The 25,903-nt window shown below is 45.0% G+C and carries 18 protein-coding genes and 3 rRNA genes; 18 read left to right on the forward strand and 3 right to left on the reverse strand.

Features of this window, described 5'->3' with window-relative positions:
• Positions 1 to 6: 6 nt before the first annotated feature.
• Positions 7 to 357, reverse strand: a complete 351-nt coding sequence (rnpA, locus tag MKX41_RS24615; protein WP_042193070.1) for a ribonuclease P protein component — start codon at positions 355 to 357, stop codon at positions 7 to 9.
• Positions 358 to 648: 291 nt separating this feature from the next.
• Complete coding sequence (gene rpmH / locus MKX41_RS24620; protein ID WP_039295761.1) at positions 649 to 783, reverse strand: 50S ribosomal protein L34; 135 nt, start codon at positions 781 to 783, stop codon at positions 649 to 651.
• A 673-nt stretch (positions 784 to 1,456) separates the two neighbouring features.
• Here rpmH and dnaA point away from each other — a divergent pair.
• From dnaA to gyrB, 6 genes are all read left to right on the forward strand, one after another.
• A complete protein-coding gene (gene dnaA, locus MKX41_RS24625; protein WP_042183777.1) occupies positions 1,457 to 2,803 on the forward strand; it encodes a chromosomal replication initiator protein DnaA in 1,347 nt (448 codons plus the stop codon).
• A 197-nt stretch (positions 2,804 to 3,000) separates the two neighbouring features.
• A complete protein-coding gene (dnaN, locus tag MKX41_RS24630; RefSeq protein ID WP_042123045.1) occupies positions 3,001 to 4,143 on the forward strand; it encodes a DNA polymerase III subunit beta in 1,143 nt (380 codons plus the stop codon).
• 48 nt (positions 4,144 to 4,191) lie between these two features.
• On the forward strand, positions 4,192 to 4,422 hold the full coding sequence (gene yaaA / locus MKX41_RS24635) for a S4 domain-containing protein YaaA (RefSeq protein WP_042123047.1): 231 nt from the start codon (positions 4,192 to 4,194) through the stop codon (positions 4,420 to 4,422).
• 20 nt (positions 4,423 to 4,442) lie between these two features.
• Positions 4,443 to 5,561: a DNA replication/repair protein RecF gene (gene recF, locus MKX41_RS24640; RefSeq protein ID WP_042123050.1), complete on the forward strand. Its 1,119-nt coding sequence runs from the start codon at positions 4,443 to 4,445 to the stop codon at positions 5,559 to 5,561.
• A 16-nt stretch (positions 5,562 to 5,577) separates the two neighbouring features.
• Complete coding sequence (gene remB / locus MKX41_RS24645) at positions 5,578 to 5,826, forward strand: extracellular matrix regulator RemB (RefSeq protein ID WP_036677731.1); 249 nt, start codon at positions 5,578 to 5,580, stop codon at positions 5,824 to 5,826.
• A 47-nt stretch (positions 5,827 to 5,873) separates the two neighbouring features.
• Complete coding sequence (gyrB, locus tag MKX41_RS24650) at positions 5,874 to 7,784, forward strand: DNA topoisomerase (ATP-hydrolyzing) subunit B (RefSeq protein WP_340973567.1); 1,911 nt, start codon at positions 5,874 to 5,876, stop codon at positions 7,782 to 7,784.
• Positions 7,785 to 7,871: 87 nt separating this feature from the next.
• Here the strand turns inward: gyrB and MKX41_RS24655 are convergent, their stop codons facing one another.
• Positions 7,872 to 8,747, reverse strand: coding sequence for a YheC/YheD family protein (locus MKX41_RS24655; protein ID WP_340973569.1), 876 nt, complete (start codon positions 8,745 to 8,747; stop codon positions 7,872 to 7,874).
• 355 nt (positions 8,748 to 9,102) lie between these two features.
• Between MKX41_RS24655 and gyrA the strand changes: the two genes are divergently transcribed.
• The 12 genes from gyrA (at position 9,103) to MKX41_RS24715 (ending at position 25,671) form a co-directional block, all read left to right on the forward strand.
• Complete coding sequence (gene gyrA, locus MKX41_RS24660) at positions 9,103 to 11,643, forward strand: DNA gyrase subunit A (protein WP_042183783.1); 2,541 nt, start codon at positions 9,103 to 9,105, stop codon at positions 11,641 to 11,643.
• 268 nt (positions 11,644 to 11,911) lie between these two features.
• Positions 11,912 to 13,009 (forward strand): HD-GYP domain-containing protein, encoded by a 1,098-nt coding sequence (locus tag MKX41_RS24665; RefSeq protein WP_340973570.1) that lies wholly within the window; start codon positions 11,912 to 11,914, stop codon positions 13,007 to 13,009.
• A gap of 388 nt (positions 13,010 to 13,397) precedes the next feature.
• A 16S ribosomal RNA gene (locus tag MKX41_RS24670) occupies positions 13,398 to 14,955 on the forward strand.
• Positions 14,956 to 15,187: 232 nt separating this feature from the next.
• Positions 15,188 to 18,116 (forward strand): 23S ribosomal RNA (locus tag MKX41_RS24675).
• 74 nt (positions 18,117 to 18,190) lie between these two features.
• Positions 18,191 to 18,307, forward strand: a 5S ribosomal RNA gene (rrf, locus tag MKX41_RS24680).
• Together the 16S, 23S and 5S rRNA genes form the textbook arrangement of a ribosomal RNA operon.
• Positions 18,308 to 18,462: 155 nt before the next feature.
• Entirely contained in the window at positions 18,463 to 20,085 is a 1,623-nt protein-coding gene (locus tag MKX41_RS24685) for an ABC transporter substrate-binding protein (protein WP_340973571.1), read from the forward strand.
• The gene (locus MKX41_RS24690) at positions 20,082 to 21,071 is read left to right on the forward strand and encodes an ABC transporter permease (protein WP_340973572.1); all 990 of its coding nucleotides are present in this window, start codon (positions 20,082 to 20,084) and stop codon (positions 21,069 to 21,071) included. The genes MKX41_RS24685 and MKX41_RS24690 overlap by 4 nt, the downstream gene beginning before the upstream one ends.
• Entirely contained in the window at positions 21,068 to 21,934 is an 867-nt protein-coding gene (locus MKX41_RS24695) for an ABC transporter permease (protein WP_340973573.1), read from the forward strand. Before MKX41_RS24690 ends, MKX41_RS24695 begins: the two co-directional genes overlap by 4 nt.
• The gene (locus tag MKX41_RS24700; RefSeq protein WP_340973575.1) at positions 21,931 to 22,698 is read left to right on the forward strand and encodes an ABC transporter ATP-binding protein; all 768 of its coding nucleotides are present in this window, start codon (positions 21,931 to 21,933) and stop codon (positions 22,696 to 22,698) included. Before MKX41_RS24695 ends, MKX41_RS24700 begins: the two co-directional genes overlap by 4 nt.
• Positions 22,689 to 23,462 (forward strand): ABC transporter ATP-binding protein, encoded by a 774-nt coding sequence (locus MKX41_RS24705; protein ID WP_076287055.1) that lies wholly within the window; start codon positions 22,689 to 22,691, stop codon positions 23,460 to 23,462. The genes MKX41_RS24700 and MKX41_RS24705 overlap by 10 nt, the downstream gene beginning before the upstream one ends.
• Positions 23,459 to 24,517, forward strand: a complete 1,059-nt coding sequence (locus MKX41_RS24710; protein WP_339799600.1) for a pyridoxal-phosphate-dependent aminotransferase family protein — start codon at positions 23,459 to 23,461, stop codon at positions 24,515 to 24,517. Before MKX41_RS24705 ends, MKX41_RS24710 begins: the two co-directional genes overlap by 4 nt.
• A gap of 2 nt (positions 24,518 to 24,519) precedes the next feature.
• Positions 24,520 to 25,671 carry an amidohydrolase family protein gene (locus MKX41_RS24715; protein ID WP_340973577.1) on the forward strand — a complete coding sequence of 384 codons (1,152 nt, stop codon included), beginning with the start codon at positions 24,520 to 24,522 and terminating at the stop codon, positions 25,669 to 25,671.
• The last annotated feature ends 232 nt before the right edge of the window (positions 25,672 to 25,903 follow it).

Raw genomic sequence — 25,903 nt, forward strand, 5'->3', positions numbered from 1 at the left:
CGTCCTTTATTTGCGGGAAGCCTTGAGTAGCTTGGCTTTGCGCAGTACATGCAGCACGCTTTTTTCGAGCTCTGCGTATTCCATGGAAAGCGCTCCTTTTCTTACGATAAACACCATATCGAGTCCACCTGCAATTTCAGGTTCATGATGACGGACGATTTCCTTCACCAATCTTCTCATTCGGTTACGGACAACCGCGTTTCCAACCTTTTTACTGACCGATACCCCAACTCTAAATCGCTCTACCTCTTTTTTGCTAAACCAATACACTACAAATTGATGATTCGCAAATGACTTCCCATGGCGATATACACGACTGAAGTCGGCACGGTTTCGTAATCGTAACTTTTTGTGCACGGGAATCTCCTTCATAAATCCGGTTAAAAGTATCCTTCCGAATTTTTTTCTTCTAATAGTATAGTCATTTGGATGTCGCCATAAACGACCGCGACTACAACGCTGAAATTTCCCTTCTATATTATAGAAAGAAAAATATTCTCAACTTCTCACAAAATAATTCTGTATATACGTTAAATAGCCCCGCAAAGTGTAGCTAGCGCATTAAGCGAGATCCTAGTCGTTTGCAGAGCAAATAATAATAAAAAGCAGTAAAAAAAGACCACCGGAGTGGTCCCTTAGTGGCCTAACTTACGCACTCAAAACTTTTCTGCCTTTCAAGCGGCGAGCTGCCAGCACTTTACGGCCGTTTTTCGTGCTCATTCTTTTACGGAAACCGTGAACCTTCTTGCGTTTGCTCACATTTGGTCTAAATGTCGGTCTCATAATTGCACCTCCCTTACAGGAACTTAATTACTGTCATATAAGCAGAAACGGTCTAAGCCGTCCTTATAGTAGGGACAGTATCTACATGAATCATCATTTAATTATCGAGACATATCCTTACAGAAAACACCTTTATATATTTAAACATATTTTATGCGCAAAAGTCAACCTACTGCTGGCTCCAGACCCTCCCTCTAATTCAATCCGCTTATCCACAACTCCCATTAGAAAAAAAGTAATCCACAAGATATGACAGTTATCCACCTGTGATCAAAAAATAAAGTCGACTACTCACAGATGAGCACAACCTGTGTATAAAATTATCGAAGCTTTGGCGTAAAGTGTCGAACCGTAAACAAATTATCAACAATATGTAGTGGTGTTCCTAATAATTGTACACAAGTGCTTGAATTTGTGGATAAAATAGCCCTGCTCATTGAAAAATAAGGGGCGTTTTGCTATGATGGTATTACTTTTGAATGTGAATAGATTTGTTTGTTCTCTTAATTATCAACAAGCTGTGGATAAAGTTGTGAACAAATCAAATTTATCCATATTTTTTTGTCTCTTCATATTGCCTACTGGGGATAAATATCAGCACCAACCTATTTTCTTCGACATTTCCACTTCATGGCTGATGCCACATTTGGAAGATTTAAAGGAGTGACAGTCTGTGGACAGCCATACTTCCGAATTATGGCAGCAAATTTTATCGATTATTCAAACCAAATTAAGCAAGCCGAGCTTTGATACCTGGTTTAAGGCTACTAAAGCGATAACCTTCAACTCCCAGGTTCTCATTATCTCGGCACCTACAACGTTCGCAGTAGAATGGCTGGAAAGTCGCTACACCAAACTAGTAGGAGCAACGGTCTACGAAGTCACTGGGAAACAAGTGGATGTAAAATTCGTGATTGAAGAAAGCAAGCCGCCTGAGCTTGTGGTTCAACAATCCGCTCCCACTCCCGTAGTATCACGAGAAGAAGCGCAAACGCATCTACTCAATCCCAAGTACACTTTTGACACTTTTGTAATCGGCTCCGGCAACCGTTTTGCGCATGCGGCCTCACTGGCAGTAGCCGAAGCGCCGGCCAAAGCATACAATCCCTTGTTTTTATATGGTGGTGTAGGTCTGGGCAAAACCCATTTAATGCATGCCATTGGGCACTATGTTCTAGAACATAACCCGAATAACAAGGTTATTTACATCTCATCAGAGAAATTCACGAATGAATTTATCAATTCAATCCGTGATAACCGCGGTGAAAGCTTCCGCAATAAGTATCGTAACGTTGACATTTTGCTTATTGACGATATTCAATTCCTCGCTGGAAAAGAGTCCACGCAGGAGGAGTTTTTTCATACGTTCAATGCGCTCCACGAAGAACGCAAGCAAATTATCATCTCCAGCGACCGACCGCCAAAGGAAATTCCCACACTGGAAGAACGGCTACGTTCCCGGTTCGAGTGGGGCTTGATTACGGATATTCAACCACCCGATCTAGAAACCCGAATTGCGATTTTGCGCAAAAAGGCGAAGGCAGAGAACCTTGATATCCCTAATGAGGCCATGATGTATATTGCTAACCAGATTGACACCAATATTCGTGAGCTGGAGGGTGCATTAATCCGGGTTGTTGCTTACTCTTCGCTAACTAACCAGGATGTAACTACTCATTTGGCAGCTGAAGCACTCAAGGATATTATTCCTTCCAGCCGGCCTAAGATGATTACCATCGCTGATATTCAGCAAAAAGTCGGTGAATACTACAATTTACGCCTTGAAGACTTCAAAGCGCGAAAACGTACGAAAGCCGTAGCTTTTCCACGTCAAATCGCAATGTATCTCTCCCGTGAACTAACCGATTATTCGCTCCCTAAGATTGGTGAGGCATTCGGAGGACGTGACCATACGACCGTAATTCATGCGCATGATAAAATTACACAGTCATTAAAGGTCGATCAGGAGTTGTACAAAGTGGTAAATAATCTTGCGGAGAAAATTAAAAATCCTTCCTAAGAGGAACAAAGAGCCTATACACAATCTATACACATGTGGGTAGGCTTAATTTTATGCTATTTGATAGGGTTATCCACATATTAGACGCCCCTACTACTAATACTATTAAATAACTATAATAATTCATCATGTAAAGACGCGTAATAAAGAGATACCAATACAACGAAATTCCCAATTTTTCAGCTAGGAGTGAAATCATGAAAATAAGCATTCTTAAAAATGAACTCAACGAATCCATTCAACACGTATCCAAAGCTATCTCCAGTAGAACAACCATCCCTATTCTGACCGGTATTAAGCTGGAAGTTAGCCATCAAGGCGTCACATTAACTGCAAGCGACACCGATATTTCGATTCAATCGTTTATTCCAGCAGAGAATGACAGCCATACGATCGTGAAGATAGATCAGCCAGGAAGTGTTGTTCTTCCCGCTAAATTTTTCGTCGAGATTATTAAGAAGCTGCCCTCCAAAGAGATTCACATGGAAGTTAAAGAAGGATTCCAAACATATATTTCTTCTGGATCCACTGAGATTCAGATCGTAGGTTTAGACCCTGAAGAATTCCCGGTGCTACCGAGTATTGAGGAGAACGATACTATCTCCCTGCCAGGTGATTTGCTGAAAAATATGATTAAACAAACCGCTTTTTCTATTTCTACCCAAGAGACAACTCCGATTTTAACAGGTATACTGTGGAATCTGGCTGATAATGAGTTTAAGTTTACAGCGACAGACCGTCACCGCTTAGCTACAAGAGCAGCAAGACTAGAAGGTACGGAGAATGTCCAATTTGCAAATATCGTAATCGCCGGTAAAACCCTTAATGAGCTAAGCAAAATTATTCCTGATCAAAATATGCTCGTTGATATTGTGGTTGCGGACAATCAAGTTCTCTTTAAAATCGACAAAGTACTGTTCTATTCACGGATCCTTGATGGAATTTATCCGGATACTTCTAGAATTATTCCAACAACCTACAAAACAGAACTAACTTTGGACACAAAAAAATTAAGCGAATCGATTGATCGTGCTTATTTGCTGTCCCGTGAAGAAAAAACCAATATTGTGCGCATGCAGACGCTTGAGCAAGGTGGTATTGAAATTTCATCTAGCTCTTCTGAGCTTGGTAAAGTTCGCGAAGAACTTGAAGTCATTGATTTCAAAGGTGAACCGCTCAAAATATCTTTCAACTCCAAATATATGCTCGATGTCTTAAAAGTTATTGAGAGTGAGCAGCTTGTAATAGCATTTACAGGAATGATGAGTCCGATCATTTTGAAGCCACTCGATCAAACCAATAGCTTGTATATTATTTTGCCTTACCGTACAACAAATTAATGCCAACATTCATGAACATGTGGATAAGTGGCTGAAAGGATAAAAACCATGAAAAAAATACTTATCCACAGTGGATATATTAAGCTGGATCAATTCCTGAAACTTTCTGATTGTGTATCCACAGGTGGAATGGCTAAAGCTTTGCTGCAAGAAGGACATGTACTTGTTAACGGAGAAGTAGAGGAACGGCGCGGAAGAAAACTTTATCCGGGTGATCAAATTGAAGTGCAGGATAACGGCACATTTCAGGTTGAAGGCGGAGGAGTCAAAGAGGAGTAGGCTAGGGGAGGAACCATTTCGTGTTTGTTAAAAATATCGGTCTGCAGCATTATCGGAATTACGGGCTGCTGCGTCTGGAGAGCTTGGGCGATGTGAACCTGATTCTGGGTCAGAACGCCCAAGGCAAAACAAACCTCATGGAGGCATTGTTCGTCCTGGCGATGACCAAAAGCCACCGCACCTCGAAGGATCGCGAACTTATCTCATTTGATGCCCCTGGAGACGCTGCTCAGATCATTGCCGAGGTAGAACGGAAGTACGGCGATCTCAAGCTAGAGCTCACCCTATCTGCCAAAGGTAAAAAAGCTAAGATTAACGGTTTAGAACAACGACGTCTTAGTGAGTTTGTGGGATCACTCAATGTGGTCATGTTTGCACCGGAAGATTTAGAGATAGTCAAAGGCACACCTGGCATCAGACGGCGTTTTCTCGATATGGAGATTGGCCAAGTCCAGCCCAGTTATCTATTTCACCTCCAGCAGTATCAAAAAATTCTCTTACAAAGAGGCAATTTGCTGAAGCAGTTGTGGGGGAAAGAGGCAGCGGGAAAAGACCTTTTGGAAATTTGGGATGCTCAACTTGTGGAGCACGGTGTTAAAATCGTCAAAAAAAGGAAACAATTCATAAAGAAGCTGCAAATATGGGCTGAAAGCATACACCGGGGGATTACGAACGGCGGAGAAGAACTGAAATTGCTCTATGTCCCCTCTTTCGGCGATCGGGATGAGGAAGATGAAGCTGTCTTATTAGACAATTTTATGTTAAAGTTATCACAAACGAGAGAACAAGAAATCAGGCGCGGCATGACGCTGACGGGTCCCCATCGGGATGACCTGTCCTTTTTTATCAACGGAAGGGAAGCTCAGGTCTACGGTTCTCAGGGACAGCAGCGTACAACGGCTTTATCGCTCAAGCTGGCGGAAATCGAGCTGATCCATGAAGAAATCGGAGAATATCCTGTGCTGCTTCTTGATGATGTTTTATCCGAGCTTGATCCTTACCGACAGACCCAGCTTATTGAAACCTTTCAAAGCAAGGTACAGACATTCATTACCGCTACCGGGATTGAGGGTCTGAATGCCGATAAATTAAAGGGCGCCAGCCTATATCATGTTCATGATGGAAAAGTGGAGTTATAAAGAGCGGAGGAAGATCATGTATATTCATTTGGGCGGGGAGAAGATTATTCGCTCTTCGGAGTTAATTGCAATATTTGATATTTCGATTGAGAAATCTTCCAAGGTGTCTAAGCAATTCGTCATTCACTCTGAGCAGGACAAGAAGCTTGAGCGGATTGGTGAAGAGGAAGCAAAATCTATTGTTGTAACTAAAAATATCGTGTATTACTCCCCCATTTCCTCCTCCACTCTCAAAAAAAGAGCCAAAATTTTGCTCGAAATATAACTTGCGTTTAGTAACAAAGAGATAATCTGAAAGAAGTAGGTGAAGGCATGTCAATGAATCAACCGACATATGATGAGAGCCAGATTCAGGTACTGGAAGGGCTAGAAGCTGTCCGGAAACGTCCGGGCATGTATATTGGTTCCACTAGTTCTAAAGGTCTCCATCACTTGGTGTGGGAGGTCGTAGATAATAGTATCGATGAAGCCCTAGCAGGTTATTGTGACCGGATTCAAGTGATTATTCATGAGGATAACGGGATTACTGTTATCGATAATGGACGTGGCATACCTGTAGGTGAAAATGAAAAACTTAAAAAGTCGACGCTTGAAGTTGTAATGACAGTACTGCATGCAGGCGGTAAGTTCGGCGGCGGCGGATATAAAGTATCAGGCGGCTTACACGGTGTGGGTATCTCCGTAGTAAATGCCTTGTCTGAGAAGGTTGTTGTTAATGTTAAGCGTGATGGGCATATTTATCAGCAGGAATACAGACGTGGTGCACCACAGTATGAGATCAAAGTTGTTGGAGATACGGACGAGACAGGTACGACTACAACTTTTCATCCGGACCCTGAAATCTTTACTGAAACCACGGTCTTTGAATATGCGACACTGCTTACTCGTATTCGGGAGCTAGCTTTTCTTAACAAAGGAATTGAGCTTTCACTGCATGATGAGCGGACCAATGTCACCAACGTGTTCAAATATGAGGGTGGTATCGTTGAATATGTGAAATATCTGAATGAGAAAAAAGAAGCGCTGCACGAGGAACCAATCTACGTGGAAGGCTCACGGGATATGATTCAGGTTGAAGTAGCTCTCCAATATAATGATTCGTATACAGAGAACATCTACTCTTTTGCGAATAATATTAATACCCATGAGGGCGGAACGCATGAATCCGGCTTCAAAAGTGCTCTAACACGTATTATCAACGATTACGCCCGTAAAGCGGGTGTGCTGAAGGATGGTAATTCAAATCTGACTGGCGACGACGTGCGTGAAGGATTGACAGCCATTATTTCTGTCAAAATTCCAGAGCCTCAGTTCGAAGGTCAAACGAAGACTAAGCTCGGAAATAGTGAAGTCCGTGGAATAGTAGAATCACTGTTCGGAGAGAAATTGCAGGAATTCCTGGAAGAGAATCCGGCAGTATCACGCCGTGTCCTTGAGAAGTCCCTTTCAGCTTCACGTGCACGAGAAGCCGCTCGTAAGGCTCGTGAGTTAACCCGCCGTAAGAGTGCGCTTGAAGTCAGTGCACTACCTGGTAAACTTGCGGACTGTTCATCCAAGGATGCGTCTATCAGCGAACTGTATATCGTCGAAGGTGACTCTGCGGGTGGATCGGCCAAGCAGGGCCGGGATCGTCATTTCCAAGCGATTCTACCGCTGCGTGGTAAGATTCTAAACGTAGAAAAGGCACGCTTAGACCGTATTTTATCCAACGCCGAGATCCGGGCTATTATTACTGCTCTTGGTACAGGAATCAGTGATGATTTTGACCTATCTAAGGCTCGTTACCATAAAGTCGTTATTATGACGGATGCCGACGTCGATGGAGCTCATATTAGAACTCTGTTGTTAACATTCTTCTACCGTTACATGCGGAAGCTAGTAGATGCAGGTTATATCTATATCGCACAACCGCCATTGTTTAAGATAGAACGCAACAAAGTGATCCGTTATGCAGGTAGCGAGAAGGAACGCGATGAGATTATCGCCTCTTTTGGTGAGAACGTTAAGGTCAATGTTCAGCGCTACAAAGGTTTGGGTGAAATGAATGCTACCCAGCTGTGGGACACGACGATGGATCCTGAGGCTCGTATGATGCTACAAGTAACGATTGAAGATGCGATGCTCGCTGATAGTATCTTTGATACGCTGATGGGCGATAATGTTGAACCAAGACGTGACTTTATCCATGAGCATGCGAAGAGCGTCAGATACCTTGATGTGTAACAATTACATTCAAGCATAAAAACCTCCGGCTTCTGTTCCTAACGGAATGAGAATGCTGGAGGTTTTTTTGGTTTCAGAGCTGATTTTTTAGGCTTTAGTATAATGCCTATTGCGGGTAGTATATGGGGATTTTCTAGCTTTTACACGTCCGTATGCTACAGCATAGCGGTGTATTCTACGATAGATAGATTTATCAGGAAATAACTTGAATACAACAATGGATGGAAGCGTGTTGACCTCAAGCAGCCACATATCCATATGCTGATCCATGGCAATATCCAGACCAATTTCTTTAATTCCTGGATAGGTAGTTTCCAATTGGCCTGCAATTTGTACGCCTAAAGATTTTAATTGATTAATTGTGGAGAGTGTTTCAGAAGAGTTCATATGATTTTTTAATAATGTATTTACTGACAGAATACTGCCTCCACTATGATAATTGGTGACGATTTTCTGAGGGACAGCTACCCTTCCGAGCATTCCTGTTGTTTCCCATGCACCTGATGGAGTCTTTTGGGCAAGAACTCGAAGGTCGAAGGGACGATCTTGATGACGCAGGAGATCAATTCCTTTTTGGACGAGGTAGGTACGGTTCTGAATTCGTTTCTGTAAAGCCTCATGCAGCTCTTCGGGGGAGAAGAAAACTTCTGCCGTCTTTGCATATCTTAAAATATATAGGACCTGTGCTTCTTGCTGTTCTCTCTCCTCGTTATTGGCGGTGACAGTCATTTCAGTCTTCTGCTGGCTAGGACTTAAAATCACCGTACGCTGCTCAGCTCTCATTACACCAATACCAAAGCTTCCGCGATCAGGTTTTATATAGACCATGGCATATAACGCAAGCATTTCTTTAAGAACATTTAAATCATATTTACGAGTATCAGGCACATATAGAGATAGAGATTGATTTTGAAGGATAACTTTTGTTTTAGCCCATTTACTTGGGACTCGTTGAATCTTCATTATCTTCCTCCTTAACAATTTTGTGCAGCATTTGCTCTTTTGAATTCCCTTGTACAAAACTTGCTGTGGAAGCATAATCTTTGGCAGCTGAAAATCAGGACAAGCTACCTAAACAATGGTATAATATAAGGATATGGGGTTATGCCTTATCGAACGATACTAGGATAATAAAACCGTGTTTCTTGTCTTTACAGTCTATGTACTAAAGACATTTGCGGAAAGGGCGAATACCCTAATCAGCGCAAAAGAAATCAATATTAGAAGATAAAAGGCTATCATGTTTAATTGTGCTACTTTTGTGAAAGTAATATAATTAAGGGTAGCGGTTTTTTAACTGAAGGAGGTCCAGCAACTCATGGCTGAACAAAATAACCCACAAGTCAAAGATCGGGACATTGGCGTGGAAATGCGTGAATCCTTTATGGATTACGCAATGAGCATCATTGTTAGCCGGGCTTTGCCAGATGTGCGGGACGGACTCAAGCCGGTTCACCGACGCATTTTGTTTGCGATGTCGGAACTTGGAATGTCTGCGGATAAGCCTCATAAGAAATCGGCAAGAATCGTCGGTGAGGTTATCGGTAAGTACCACCCTCACGGTGACTCAGCCGTCTATGAAACAATGGTACGGATGGCTCAGGATTTCTCTATGCGCTATATGCTTGTGGACGGTCACGGGAACTTTGGTTCGATTGATGGTGATATGGCTGCAGCGATGCGTTATACAGAAGCCCGTCTTTCCAAGATTGCAGGCGAAATGCTTCGAGATTTGAACAAAGAAACAGTTGATTTCGCACCCAACTATGATGGTGAAGAGAATGAGCCAGTTGTATTACCAGCTCGCTATCCGAACCTGCTCGTTAATGGGGTATCTGGTATAGCTGTAGGTATGGCTACTAATATTCCACCGCATAACCTAGGTGAAGTTATCGATGGTGTGCAGGCGATGATTAAGAATCCTGACATCACCCCTATGGAATTGATGGAGTATATTCAAGGCCCAGATTTCCCAACGGCTGGATATATTTTGGGTCGTGAGGGTATTCGTCAGGCTTATCGTACGGGGCGTGGTTCAGTGACCATGCGTGCAAAGGCAACGATTGAAGAGAATAACGGTAAGGCTCGCATCATTGTACATGAGCTGCCGTATCAGGTGAACAAGGCAAGACTGGTTGAAAAAATCGCAGAATTAGTACGTGAGAAACGGATCGAGGGTATAACGGATCTTCGAGATGAGTCTGACCGTAACGGTATGCGTGTAGTTGTTGAGATGAGACGTGATGTGAATCCAAATGTTGTGTTGAACAATCTATATAAACATACTTCTATGCAATCTACATTTGGTATCAACATGCTGGCCATCGTGAACAACGAGCCGAAAATTCTTAATCTGCGTGATGTGCTCTATCATTATTTGCAGCACCAGATTGAAGTTATTCGTCGTCGTACTATATTTGATCTTAAAAAAGCTGAAGCACGCGCTCATATCTTAGAAGGTCTGCGTATTGCGCTGGATCATCTGGATGAAGTGATTGCGTTAATTCGTGCTTCTCGGACAACGGACATAGCCCGTGAGGGATTAATGAGCACCTTTAGCCTTAGTGTAGAGCAGGCTCAAGCGATCCTCGATATGCGGATGCAGCGTCTGACCGGTCTGGAAAGAGAAAAGATCGAGAATGAATATAACGAATTGCTAGCTAAAATTGCAGAGTACCGTGAAATTTTGGCGAATGAGCATCTTGTACTGGAAATCATCAGTAACGAGCTGCAGGATATTCGTGATAGATATTCTGATGAACGCCGGACAGAGATTACCGTTGGTGAAGAAAGTATCCTGGATGAAGACCTTATTCCGCGTGAAGAGGTTGTTATCACTATTACACATACGGGATACATCAAACGTCTACCTGTCAGCACCTACCGCAGTCAGAAGCGTGGAGGGCGCGGAGTCATGGGGATGGACACCAAGGATCAGGACTTTGTGGAGCATCTCTTCGTGAGTAACTCTCATAACTATCTGATGTTCTTTACCGATAAGGGTAAGGTATACCGGATTAAAGCTTATGAGATCCCAGAGCTGGGACGTACAGCACGTGGGACACCAATCATCAACCTGATTCAAATTGAACAAGGTGAGAAGATTAGTGCCGTAATCCAAGTGGAAGAAACCGATAGTGACAAGTACTTGTTCTTTGCTACCCGCGAAGGTATCGTGAAGAAGACGCCGCTTGAGGATTACAATAACATCCGCAAAGGCGGACTTATCGCTATTAACCTTCGTGAAGAGGATTCTCTAATTGAGGTTAAGCTGACAGATGGACAGCAAAATCTTATTATCGGTACAGCTCGCGGAATGTCGATTACGTTCTCAGAGAATGATGTTCGTTCTATGGGTCGTAGCGCGACAGGCGTGAAGGGCATTACGCTTGATAGTAATGACCATGTCATCGGTATGGATTGTGTCGATAAGGAGCTTGAGGTTCTGATTGTTACTAGCAAGGGTTATGGTAAACGGACACCAGCCGGTGACTATCGTTCCCAGACTCGTGGTGGTAAAGGAATCAAGACCATTAATCTCACTGAGAAGAATGGCCCTGTAGTTGGTCTAAAAGTCGTTAAGAACGATGAAGACTTAATGATCATTACTACAAGCGGTACCTTGATTCGTACCAGCATGGATGGAATCTCTACTATGGGTCGTTATGCGCAAGGGGTTAAGCTAATTAACATCCGCGAGGATGATGCAGTGGCGACTCTGTGCAGAGCAGATAAGAACGAAGAAGACGAATTGTCTGAAGATATGGAAGGCCTCGAGGAACAAGTAACAGTAGATGAATCTGGTGATATTGATCAACCGGAAACAATCGCTGAGGATCAAGAAGATAATTTAGAGTAGGTTTTATTCAATAAAGAGCAAGGGCTTCTATTACAGAGACCCTTGCTCTTTTTGCTGTGATTAATTAATAGCTAGTTATTTAATGAAATTTAATGAGGATTTTTATAAGAATAGTTTTCATTTCACTAGTCGCTTCCTTTTATCCGTACTATAATTAGCCGATAGAGTATAAATCAGTATATAAAGTACTATTTTCTCAGAAATTATCTGTCATATTAGATTTCGGTAATCCTGAGCTTATTGTTATAGAAATTAAGGGGCTGAGTATATGCCAAGTGTATTGGCTGGAGAAGTTAAAGCGGGCTCAAAGATAACCAAAGATGTAATTACACCTTTGGGGGGGATTTTGTTCACCAAGGGAAAGATACTACTCCCCCGTGATCTAGAAATTTTAGAAGCTTTTTTGGTTGGGCAAGTGGAGATCGAAGGTGTTCAGGGAGAGGCTAACTCTGATACTGTCAAAAAAAACGCCAAGCAGACATCACTTAAAGCTGGGGCCATTATAAATGAATCGATGCTGATCAAGAACAATTCCCCACTACATGATGAATATGAAAAAATGATCGCACTTATTAGGACCAGCTATCGTTCGGTAACGGCAGCCTCACTTCCTATTTTTGAGTTGCGGAGTCAATTAGAGTTACTAATTAGTCATTTGAAGGATTATCATGTGTTGAAGTTTTCTCCACGTACGCTAAAAGACGAGGATTACAACTATCACAATGCCGTGCTGTCCGCGTTAACATCATATAAGATCGCTCAGTGGTGCGGGTATCCGCAAAAGGATTGGATGCAGATCGCTTTTGCTGGATTACTACATGACATTGGAAACGCAAAAGTAGACAGTTCTCTTTTACATAAGCCGGAGTCACTTAATAGTGCTGAAATAGAAGAGGTTCGCAGACATACTACATATGGCTATCAATTATTGCGTAATGTCACAGCGATTAATGAAGGGGTAAGACTGACTGCATTGCAGCATCATGAGAAGGTCGACGGGTCTGGTTACCCACTTAAGCTAGAAGGTAGCCAGATTCATTTTTACGCTAAAGTAGTTGCGGTAGCAGATATATTCCATGCTATGACCCTAGAAAGGGCCTATAGAAAAGCACAGTCTCCTTATTTAGTGTTAGAGCAGATAATGACAGAAAGCTTCGGTAAGCTCGACCCAGTCGTTGTACAGACCTTTATACAGAAGAGTACCGATTTGTTTAATGGAACCAGAATACGTCTGAGCGATGGACGTCATGGAGAGATCATATTTACTGACCGTGCTAATCCAACACGTCCTATGATTAAGGTAGAGGGTACGATTGTTAACCTAATGTTGGAGCGAGAATTGTATATTCAGGAGATCATTGCTTAGAGAAGGAAGTATTAAGAGACTGCATAAATGAGACTGTGCTAACAGGTATACACCAATATATAAAGGGTGATTGATAGCACAGTCTCTTATTTATAGATTATATTAAAAAAAGTGTTGCAATGAATCTCTATACATGATATATTCTATTTCTGGCTGAGAAACACACATGCCGAGCTCGAAAAAGAAGTAAAAAAAGAGCTTGACATTAAACGGCTGGACATGATATAGTATAAGAGTTGCTGCTGAGACATTAAACGGCGCCAACGAGAACTTGATCTTTGAAAACTGAACAACGAGTGAGTAGGAAATCACGAAAGTGAAATCCAAAATTAGAGAATTAATTTTCTCGTCAGATGTTTCAAAATGAGCATATCGCTCTTTTCAATACTAATTGGAGAGTTTGATCCTGGCTCAGGACGAACGCTGGCGGCGTGCCTAATACATGCAAGTCGAGCGGAGTTACTTTGAAAGCTTGCTTTCAAAGTAACTTAGCGGCGGACGGGTGAGTAACACGTAGGCAACCTGCCCCTTAGACTGGGATAACTACCGGAAACGGTAGCTAATACCGGATAATTTCTTTTTTCTCCTGAAGGAAGAATGAAAGACGGAGCAATCTGTCACTGAGGGATGGGCCTGCGGCGCATTAGCTAGTTGGTGGGGTAACGGCCCACCAAGGCGACGATGCGTAGCCGACCTGAGAGGGTGAACGGCCACACTGGGACTGAGACACGGCCCAGACTCCTACGGGAGGCAGCAGTAGGGAATCTTCCGCAATGGACGAAAGTCTGACGGAGCAACGCCGCGTGAGTGATGAAGGTTTTCGGATCGTAAAGCTCTGTTGCCAGGGAAGAACGTCCGGTAGAGTAACTGCTACCGGAGTGACGGTACCTGAGAAGAAAGCCCCGGCTAACTACGTGCCAGCAGCCGCGGTAATACGTAGGGGGCAAGCGTTGTCCGGAATTATTGGGCGTAAAGCGCGCGCAGGCGGTCATTTAAGTCTGGTGTTTAAACCTTGGGCTCAACCTGAGGTCGCACTGGAAACTGGGTGACTTGAGTACAGAAGAGGAAAGTGGAATTCCACGTGTAGCGGTGAAATGCGTAGATATGTGGAGGAACACCAGTGGCGAAGGCGACTTTCTGGGCTGTAACTGACGCTGAGGCGCGAAAGCGTGGGGAGCAAACAGGATTAGATACCCTGGTAGTCCACGCCGTAAACGATGAGTGCTAGGTGTTAGGGGTTTCGATACCCTTGGTGCCGAAGTTAACACAGTAAGCACTCCGCCTGGGGAGTACGGTCGCAAGACTGAAACTCAAAGGAATTGACGGGGACCCGCACAAGCAGTGGAGTATGTGGTTTAATTCGAAGCAACGCGAAGAACCTTACCAGGTCTTGACATCCCTCTGAATCCACTAGAGATAGTGGCGGCCTTCGGGACAGAGGAGACAGGTGGTGCATGGTTGTCGTCAGCTCGTGTCGTGAGATGTTGGGTTAAGTCCCGCAACGAGCGCAACCCTTAACTTTAGTTGCCAGCAGGTTAAGCTGGGCACTCTAGAGTGACTGCCGGTGACAAACCGGAGGAAGGTGGGGATGACGTCAAATCATCATGCCCCTTATGACCTGGGCTACACACGTACTACAATGGCCGGTACAACGGGAAGCGAAGCCGCGAGGTGAAGCCAATCCCATCAAAGCCGGTCTCAGTTCGGATTGCAGGCTGCAACTCGCCTGCATGAAGTCGGAATTGCTAGTAATCGCGGATCAGCATGCCGCGGTGAATACGTTCCCGGGTCTTGTACACACCGCCCGTCACACCACGAGAGTTTACAACACCCGAAGTCGGTGGGGTAACCCGCAAGGGAGCCAGCCGCCGAAGGTGGGGTAGATGATTGGGGTGAAGTCGTAACAAGGTAGCCGTATCGGAAGGTGCGGCTGGATCACCTCCTTTCTATGGAGAATCGTCTTCTGCAATGAAGACATTCAAATCGGAAGTTAAGCTTCCACAACTCAGGTTTAGGCCTGTTACTCACTCGTTGCTCAGTTTTGAGAGTTTAAGCTCTCAAGTAAGACTTGATCCTTGAAAACTGGATACCGAAACGAATTTGCGTTTTAGAACATCTTTTAGCAACTTGTGTAAACAAGTAAATGTTATTAGTGAGATTTTTCTTAGGAAAAATCAAGGTTAAGCTAATAAGAGCACACGGAGGATGCCTAGGCGCCAGGAGCCGACGAAGGACGTGGCGAACAACGAAACTGCCTCGGGGAGCTGTAAGCAAGCTTTGATCCGGGGGTGTCCGAATGGGGAAACCCAGCTGTGGTAATTCGCAGTTACTCATCTCTGAACACATAGGAGATGTAGAGGCAGACCAGGGGAACTGAAACATCTAAGTACCCTGAGGAAGAGAAAACAATAGTGATTCCGTCAGTAGCGGCGAGCGAACGCGGAACAGCCTAAACCTAAGAGCTTGCTCTTAGGGGTTGTGGGACGTCTCACATGGAGTTACAAAGGAATATGGTAGGTGAAGAGGTCTGGAAAGGCCCGCGATAGAGGTAAAAGCCCTGTAGCCTAAACTGTGTTCTCTCCGAGACGGATCCCGAGTAGTGCGGGGCACGTGAAACCCCGTATGAATCCAGCAGGACCATCTGCTAAGGCTAAATACTACCTGGCGACCGATAGTGAAACAGTACCGTGAGGGAAAGGTGAAAAGCACCCCGGAAGGGGAGTGAAATAGAACCTGAAACCGTGTGCTTACAAAAAGTCAGAGCCCTATTAATGGGTGATGGCGTGCCTTTTGTAGAATGAACCGGCGAGTTACGTTTAACATGCAAGGTTAAGTCGAGAAGACGGAGCCGCAGCGAAAGCGAGTCTGAATAGGGCGATTTAGTATGTGGACGTAGACCCGAAACCGTGTGATCTACCCCTGTCCAGGGTGAAGGTGCGGTAACACGCACTGGAGGCCCGAACCCACGCATGTTGAAAAATGCGGGGATGAGGTGGGGGTAGCGGAGAAATTCCAATCGAACTCGGAGATAGCTGGTTCTCCCCGAAATAGCTTTAGGGCTAGCCTCGGTATAAGAGTAGTGGAGGTAGAGCACTGATTGGGTGCGGGGTCCGCAAGGATTACCAAGCTCAGTCAAACTCCGAATGCCATATACTTATTGCCGGGAGTCAGACAGTGAGTGCTAAGATCCATTGTCAAAAGGGAAACAGCCCAGACCATCAGCTAAGGTCCCCAAGTGTGTGTTAAGTGGGAAAGGATGTGGAGTTGCACAGACAACCAGGATGTTGGCTTAGAAGCAGCCACCATTGAAAGAGTGCGTAATAGCTCACTGGTCGAGTGACTCTGCGCCGAAAATGTAACGGGGCTAAACACACCACCGAAGCTATGGCTAGATACGTATGTATCTGGGGTAGGGGAGCGTTGTATGTGGGTTGAAGGTGTACCGTAAGGAGCGCTGGACAGCATACAAGTGAGAATGCCGGTATGAGTAACGAAAAGATCAGTGAGAATCTGATCCGCCGAAAGCCCAAGGTTTCCTGAGGAAGGCTCGTCCGCTCAGGGTAAGTCGGGACCTAAGGCGAGGCCGAAAGGCGTAGTCGAAGGACAACAGTTTGAAATTACTGTACCACCGTAATCCGCTATGAGCGATGGGGTGACGCAGGAGGGTAGTGACGCGGACTGATGGATATGTCCGTCTAAGCAGTGAGGCTGATGTGTAGGCAAATCCGCACATCGTTAAGGCTGGGCTGTGATGGGGAGCGAAAATTACAGTAGCGAAGGTCATGATCTCACACTGCCAAGAAAAGCCTCTAGCCAGGAGAAGGTGCCCGTACCGCAAACCGACACAGGTAGGCGAGAAGAGAATTCTAAGGCGCGCGGAAGAACTCTCGTTAAGGAACTCGGCAAAATGACCCCGTAACTTCGGGAGAAGGGGTGCCCCGGTAGTGTGAATAGCACGAGGGGGCCGCAGTGAAAAGGCCCAAGCGACTGTTTAGCAAAAACACAGGTCTGTGCGAAGCCGCAAGGCGAAGTATACGGGCTGACGCCTGCCCGGTGCTGGAAGGTTAAGGGGAGTGGTTAGGGGTAACCCGAAGCTATGAACCGAAGCCCCAGTAAACGGCGGCCGTAACTATAACGGTCCTAAGGTAGCGAAATTCCTTGTCAGGTAAATTCTGACCCGCACGAATGGCGTAACGACTTGGGCGCTGTCTCAACGAGAGATCCGGTGAAATTTTAATACCTGTGAAGATGCAGGTTACCCGCGACAAGACGGAAAGACCCCATGGAGCTTTACTGCAGCTTGATATTGAATTTGGGTACGATCTGTACAGGATAGGTGGGAGCCGTAGAAATCGGAGCGCAAGCTTCGGTGGAGGCGCCGTTGGGATACCACCCTGATCGTATCTAGGTTCTAACCTAGTACCCTTACCGGGTACGGGGACCGTGTCAGGCGGGCAGTTTGACTGGGGCGGTCGCCTCCTAAAGAGTAACGGAGGCGTTCCAAGGTTCCCTCAGAATGGTTGGAAATCATTCGAAGAGTGCAAAGGCATAAGGGAGCTTGACTGCGAGACCTACAAGTCGAGCAGGGACGAAAGTCGGACTTAGTGATCCGGTGGTACCGCATGGAAGGGCCATCGCTCAACGGATAAAAGCTACCCTGGGGATAACAGGCTTATCTCCCCCAAGAGTCCACATCGACGGGGAGGTTTGGCACCTCGATGTCGGCTCATCGCATCCTGGGGCTGAAGTAGGTCCCAAGGGTTGGGCTGTTCGCCCATTAAAGCGGTACGCGAGCTGGGTTCAGAACGTCGTGAGACAGTTCGGTCCCTATCTGTCGTGGGCGCAGGAAATTTGAGAGGAGCTGTCCTTAGTACGAGAGGACCGGGATGGACGTACCGCTGGTGCACCAGTTGTTTCGCCAGAAGCATGGCTGGGTAGCTACGTACGGACGGGATAAGCGCTGAAAGCATCTAAGCGTGAAGCCCCCCTCAAGATGAGATTTCCCAATTAGTAAGACCCCTTGAAGACGACGAGGTAGATAGGTTGGAGGTGGAAGTGCAGTAATGCATGGAGCTGACCAATACTAATCGGTCGAGGGCTTATCCTATACTTAGAACGCAAATTCAATTCGGATTCAGTTTTCAGGCGATTAAGTCTGAGCATTTACGCTGTAAATGCCCGTTTGGTGGCGATAGCGGAGGGGTTCCACGCGTACCCATCCCGAACACGACCGTTAAGCCCTCCAGCGCCGATGGTACTTGGACCGAAGGGTCCTGGGAGAGTAGGACGTTGCCAAGCACGCAAGACCACTGTTGAGTAATCGACAGTGGTCTTTTTGTTGTATTTATTTACTTAAAGGGTTGGTACGATTTAAATTTTGTTTGACAGACTACAGCGTTTAACCCATAATACAATTCATACTAAACATATAAGAATTATAGGGGGAGCGGATTATGTCATATTTTAATGTATCTGTTAAGAAACCGGTTCTGTTGGGGGCAATAGCAGTTTTGCTATTGATGATAATTGCAGGATGCTCGGGATCTAATAATAAGGCTGCTTCAAATAAAGATGCGCAGGAAAGTGCGAGTCCAGCAACAGCAACTCAGAGTCCTCAAACAGCTGAGCCTGCAGTAGGAGGAACCTTCGTCTATGGACGCCCTGCTTCTGTAACCTCATTGGATTTGCATAATCAGATTACGTCCAATAATGCTTTTGCAATCGACAAAGTATTTGAATCGTTAGTTGCTTTTGACAGCAAGGGCGAAATTGTAGATTGGCTTGCGAAGTCACATAGTATCAGTGAGGATGGCCTGACGTATACTTTTGAACTTCGTGATGGCTTAAAGTTTTCAAACGATACGGATGTGACTGCAGAAGATGCTGTCTTCTCCCTTGAGCGGCACTTGAAGGTTGGCGGCCCGCTGGCAATATCGGCAAAGGTCGGCACAATTAAGGCGCAGGATAACAAAACGCTTGTTATTACACTTAAAGAGCCTTATACACCATTTATCTCAGAGCTATCCAATTTCTCAAATGGCATCTTGCCTAACAATTTTGGTGGAGTTTCCGAAGAAGAATTCTTTAAGAAGCCTATCGGAACGGGACCCTTTGTGGTTGAATCATGGGATACAGCGGGGGATCTGACCTTCACTAAGAACAAATTCTACTGGCAAGAAGGTAAACCATATATTGATAAGCTAGTTTATAAGTTGATTGAGGACGATAGCCAGGCAATCAACCAGCTGAAGGCTGGGGAAGTTAACGCTATTGAATCTTTAGCACTGCAAAATGCCAATGAGATCAAAGATGGAGCTGACACAAAAGTAATTACTAACGGTAGTTGGGTGACAGAGCAATTGTTCTTTAATACGCTGGATGAACATTTCTCGGATGTGCATGTTCGTCGTGCTCTGGCTCTGGCGCTTGATCGTGAAGGCATAACCAAGGCTTTAACCTTTGGTTATGCGCAAACAGCAAACTCATTGCTGCCAACAACAATTCCTTATAACTCCAATGATACAATCAAGGCTCTGAACTTCAATGTCGAGGCAGCGAAGGAAGAGCTTGCTAAATCTGCCTTCCCTAATGGATTCACTACCAAATTACTTGTAGCCTCCGGCAATAGTACAAGAGCGCAAGAGGCGCAAATTATTCAGGCAGCGGGTCAAACGATCGGGATTACAATTGAGATTGAGTCGATTGAGCTTGCTACTTTCCGTGAACGGTTCTTTGCATATGATTTCGCCGCAATGCTCAACAGTGGTCAAGCCGACTCCCCTGAAGCGAACTCGATTATTGCTTTTCAAACTGATCCGGAAGGCTTCAGCAAATCATATTGGACGCATTATACGAATGGTGAAGTAACGAAGCTGTTATATGAGGGCCAAAAAACAGCGGATGGCGATGCTCGCGCGCAAATCTATACTAAGCTGCTGCAGACACTTGCTGCTGAAGTGCCGTATATTCCGCTTTATTATCCAGATGTTTTGAAAGGTATTCGTTCTTCAGTCGATGGCCTTGTTGTTCTACCTAACGGCAGCGCCCGTTTCGAAGATGTCCGCATCAGCCAATGACGAATCTTAAGCAGGTGTTAAATCAACCTAGAGGAAGCAAGGACTCTTACAACTGGCTTGTGATATCACTTATAAAGGCGCTGGCAGTGATCTGCTGCGTAATGATAGCAGTCTTTTTCATCATCCGAATTGTGCCTGGAGATCCAGCTAAAATGATATTGGGAGAATACAGTACCCCTGAGGCGCTCAAGAGTATGCATCATACTCTTGGGCTGGACCTTCCTTTATGGGAGCAGTTCATGCGATTTTTGAAGACGCTATTTACTCAGGGGGATACTGGAAACTCCATTGTTATGGGGACATCAACAAGAGAGTTGATTATGCAGCGGGCCCCTGTCACTTTGTTGCTCATAGTAATGGCGTGTGTGTTGGCGATTTTCGTATCACTTCTGCTTGCTACAGTAGCAGCTACGCATAAGGATAAACTGCTGGATCATTTAATACGTATTTTTCCTACAATAACTTTGGGTATGCCAATCTTCTGGGTTGGCTTACTTTTAATTTTGCTCTTTAGTGTCCGGCTTGGCTGGTTCCCTGTTGGGGGAGTAAGTGAAGGGGGGATTGGAACTTTGCACAGTCTTGCACTTCCGGCAATCACCGTTGCTTTCTCACAGATTCCTACGCTGGTCCGTTCGTTAAGAGCACAGATGCTTGAAGTGTTAGAATCGGATTTTGTAGTTACACTTAAGGCTGCCGGAATACCAAGCAGGGTTATTTTATTTAAACATGTGCTGCGCAATTCGGCTCTACCAACACTGATGCTGATGGGTGTGAATATTTCATATCTAATCGGCGGTACATTGGTCGTTGAACAGGTGTTTGGAATAAAGGGAATTGGCAGCTTGTTATTCACTTCAATTTCGAAACGGGACTTTCCGGTTATTCAAGGAATAGCACTTTACTGTGCGCTAGCTGTTGTGATCATCAGTCTCTTGATTGAAATCATTTCTTGGTGGCTTGATCCCAGAACGAAGGGAAAACAATGAAAACGATAAGACTAGAACCACGATTGTATGAGGCTGGCAAAATGACTAGCGGCTTAAAACGAATATGGAATACCCCTTCACTTCTAGTGGGATTGATTATGTTTGCAGCTCTTATTCTCTTGACTGTGTTCATACCGTATATAAGTCCCTATGATCCCTCCGAGCAAAATTTGAGCGCCTTTCTGCAGCCTCCGTCGGCTGAACACTGGCTAGGAACCGATCAGCTGGGACGTGATCTGTTTACTAGATTGATTTATGCAGCGAGGACTGATTTAAAAATCATGGTCTTGGCAGAAATCATTCCCTTTTGCATAGGTGTGTTCCTAGGAATGCTAGCAGGATATTACGGCAAATGGATGGATACAGTTATTACGCTGCTGTCAGATACGTTGATCGCTTTTCCTTTTTATCTAATCGTCATTATCGTTGCTTTTGCCAGTGGAGCAGGAGAACGAGGCATTTATATTACGTTTATCCTTGTAGGTTGGATTGTCTTTGCCCGTGTAGTGAGAGGTCTTAGCGCATCTTTTCGCAATCAGGAATGGGTGGCATCCGCTCAAACCTTAGGGCTACCCGGAGTAAAAATTATTTTGCGTCATCTGCTGCCCAATGTACTTCCGCAAGCCGTTGTCGTTCTTATGACAGACATGATTGGATTGCTTGTTGCCATTGTTACACTGGGGTATCTTGGGATCGGTATTACACCGCCAACTCCAGACTGGGGAACTATGATCTCGGATGGACAGCCCTTCATCACTACAGCTTGGTGGCTCTCAGCTGTCCCAGGATTTGCAGTGGTGTATACCGGAATAGCTTTGTCGCTCCTAGGTGATGGTTTGGCAGACATATGGAGGAAAAAATGATGTCTAAAGAGCCCATTTTAGAAATAAACGCACTATCGCTGGCAGCGAAGTCAAAAGAGAGATTAGTCAACAATGTTAGCTTTTCGCTGAGCAAAGGGGAGAGTCTAGGATTAGTAGGTGAGTCGGGTTCAGGAAAATCGCTTACGCTGCGTGCAATTCTGGGACTACTTCCAAATGGTGTTGAACAGACAGGTGGCACCATTAAGAGTGATGTAAGCAGTGCGATGGTGTTTCAAGACCCAAGAGGTACGCTTGATCCACTCTGTATGGTTGTCAATCAGCTGGCTGAAGTCGTGTATTACAGACAGAAAGTTAGTCGAAAGGCTTCGCGAATGATTGCGCTGGAGCTACTCGAAAGACTTGGTCTCCCTGATTCTTTAAAGAAAAAGGATCGATATCCGAGTCAGCTGTCAGGCGGTCAATGTCAACGGGTAGTCATCGCTTTGGCACTGGCGTGCAAGCCAGGTATTCTTCTCTGTGATGAGCCGACAACGGCGCTGGATGTCACGGTTCAACGACAAATTATTGAAACGATCACGAACCTCCAGCAGGAGTTGGGATTTGCTATGGTTTTTGTAACGCATAATCTCGCGATTGCAGCCAACTTGTGCTCACGCCTATGTGTAATGAAACAAGGGCAGATTGTGGAGCATGGCGCTACCCTTGATATTTTGCAAAATCCATCCGACCCTTACACACAGATGCTGATTGATTCGGTGCTTCCTTTGCCAGAGCTTGAAGGGAGTAGAGACTCATGGAACTAGCCTTACAAATAAAAGATTTAACTGTTCACTACGGCGGATTTACTGCACTGGATTGTATCAATTTGAATCTTGAGCAGCACACCACTCTTGGACTTGTTGGAGAATCCGGTTCAGGGAAATCTACGCTGGCGCGAGTAATTGCTGGACTGATTGCTCCGCATGAGGGGAAGATTCTGTTAGGTACCCAAGAGTTAAAAAAGAAAAGGAGCCGTGAGCAGCGTAAAATAATCCAGATGATCTTCCAAAATCCTGATGCATCGCTGAATCCAAAGCATTCGATTAGGCAAATTCTTTCCGAGCCCTTATTGTTTCATAAAATTGTGGGACGTACAGACGTTGAGCAAAGATGTAAAGAGCTTTTGAACCAGGTTCATTTGGAGCAAAAGGCTTTAGATAAATTCCCGCATGAATTTTCTGGTGGTCAGCGGCAACGGATAGCGATCGCTCGCGCATTAAGCGTTGAACCAAATATCCTGATCGCCGATGAACCAACCAGCGCGCTGGATGTATCTGTGCAGCTTAGTGTGCTCGAACTGTTCAATACGCTGAAAGCTGAGCTTAATCTCACCATGCTTTTTATTTCCCATGATCTAGGAGTAATTAATGCAATTAGCGATACGGTAGCAGTTATGCGGCAAGGAAAGCTCGTGGAGCAGAGTCCGAAGGATCAATTCTTCATCCGGCCTAAACATGAATACAGTTACGAGCTGTTGTCGGCAGTTCCTAAAATGCCAAAATCAAGTACATCAGGAGGTTTCTTATGAGCCCAGAATATAATGTACATGTGCCACTTTCAGTGGATGAGTACAATAAGCTTACACAATTGATTTCTACTATCTTGTTTACTGAGCACCCACCAGTTATCATCCCAGCTGAGGCAATTCTGGGGATCGAGGCAGTGGCTGCAGGAATAGCCGCGCCTGGTCGAACCATTGTAAATATAGTAACAGGTCCCTATGGAAGTCTATTTGGAAAGTGGCTTGAACGGGGAGGAGCAACGGTTATTGAAGTAAAGGTTCCTTTTGATGAAGTGGTCACTGGCGACCAAGTTGCTTCCGCAATTAAAGAGTTTAGCCCTTGTGCCCTTTCCTTTGTTCAGGCTGAAGTAGTTACAGGTGGTTCTAATCCGGCTAAAGAAATATTTAAGATTGCAAAGGAGTTCAATCTCATTACTGTGACGGACTCAGTTTCTGCGGTTGGGGGAGAGGCGTTACTGGTCGATGAATGGGGAGTTGATTTTGCTGTGATAGGCGCACAAAAAGCCTTGGCTGGACCTAACGGTGTTAGCGCCGTCAGTATTTCACCACGTGGCTGGCAATTTCTTGAGTCTAATAAAAATGCACCGCGTAACTCCATTCTGTCCTTGCTGGATCTCAAACCTTCGCTGGATGGCACTGCGCCGCTACGGGTTGCTCCAAATATCCCTACTTTAGAGGCTCGAGCTCTGATCCTGGCCTTGACACGAATTGAAGAAGAGGGATTGGAGCAAATCATTCAGCGTCATGAAAGGGCTGCAGCTGCTACATTAGCTGGTATAGAATCCTTGGGGCTTGAGCCTTGGCAAAAGGACAGCAGACATTATTCTACACTGACTACAACGGTTCGGATTGCTGGAAAGCAAGATTTGCAGATCGAAAAACCTATAGGCATTGTGGCTCCAGGAGACGGAGAATTATTTGGCCATCTTTTGCGGATCAATCATTTCGGAACAAATGCTGCTCGGAAAAGTGTGGAGGAAGCCATATCAACGCTTGCTGAGTTATTGAAACAGGACCCTGATCAGGCATTACATGCTGTTCGGCTGGCTTGGGGGGAATGAAGATGATCCATAAGCATCCAGAGCTGCATACATTCAAGGATATTCATATAGCAGGCATCGAAGGTAAACGATTTGATGTTGTGATCAAGGATGGCTATTTTTCATCTATTACTGAAGCGGAGTCGCAACAAAATAATTCAACTCCTACAGGCACAGAACTATGGATAAGTCCTGGTATAATTGATCTTCATACGCATCTTGCTTGGACAGACTTTGATCATGCGGACCAATTGAAGCGCGACTCCCAGCAGATCGAATCCATGCAGGGCCAAGCGTTTGAGGCTACTCTAAGGACGGGTGTAACGACTGTACGGGATGCAGGCGGAATTGTGCCAAGCACAGTGCAGCATCTTGTTCAGCAGTATCAGCAGCCTTTAAGAGTGCATACCAGCAGCGATATGCTTGGAGCAGCAGATGCCCGTGGAATTAAGCATTTGGAACAACGGATGGCGCAAATCTTTGCTACAGGAGCGGGCTGGATAAAAATCATGGCCACAGGCGGTCTTGGGGCACCCACCGAGAAAGTCGTAGATCCGATCTTTTCCGAAGAAGAGTTTGCATTCATTGTTCGTAATGCACATGCCCATGATAAGAAGGTACTGGTTCATACCTGGGGTGGAGTGACGATAGACTGGTCCATTCAGGCCGGGGTGGAATCTATAGAGCATGGGATGTTTCTAACTGAAGATCAGGCAGGGAGACTTGCTAATTCGGAGGTAGCTTTTGTACCTACTACATCCATCTATCGCATTGCCGCAGATCCGAAAGGCGTTCTAGCGTTGAACCCGATCATTTGCGAACGAGCTGCCCGTGCTGCTGAATCGCATTCCAAAGCCATTAATTATGCAAAAAGAGAAGGCGTTCGTATTGGATTCGGTACAGATTATGCTACACCCTCATTACATGGTTATAACCTTCAAGAACTGGATACGTTGATTGATTATGGCTTAACTCGCAGAGAAGCGTGGCAGTCTGCTACTAAAAGCGCTGCTGACATTCTAGGGAGCGGTAACGAGCTGGGGCAGATTGCAGAAGGTTTTATTGCAGATGCTGTTGTTTTCAATGTCGATCCATACCAGGCGTACAATGCAGAGATACTTCGAAACAGTATCGTTTCCGTAATTACTGGAGCGAAGGAAGCGGAATTAATTTAGATTCGTCTAAGCTATCTTCTGAAAACAACTGATATCTTTTTCAGTTGTTTTTCTTTTATATTATGGAATGTATATAAGGCAACAGTATATAAAGATAGAGTATATTCATTAATACATGATTTATGGTTTTTAAATCTTTGTAAAAAAAGTGTTGCAATGAATCTCTATACATGATATATTCTATTTCTGGCCGAGAAACACACATGCCGAGCTCGAAAAAGAAGTAAAAAAA

The sequence above is a fragment of the Paenibacillus sp. FSL R5-0475 genome, from assembly GCF_038004585.1.
In the GTDB taxonomy this organism is placed as follows: Bacteria; Bacillota; Bacilli; order Paenibacillales; family Paenibacillaceae; genus Paenibacillus_AQ.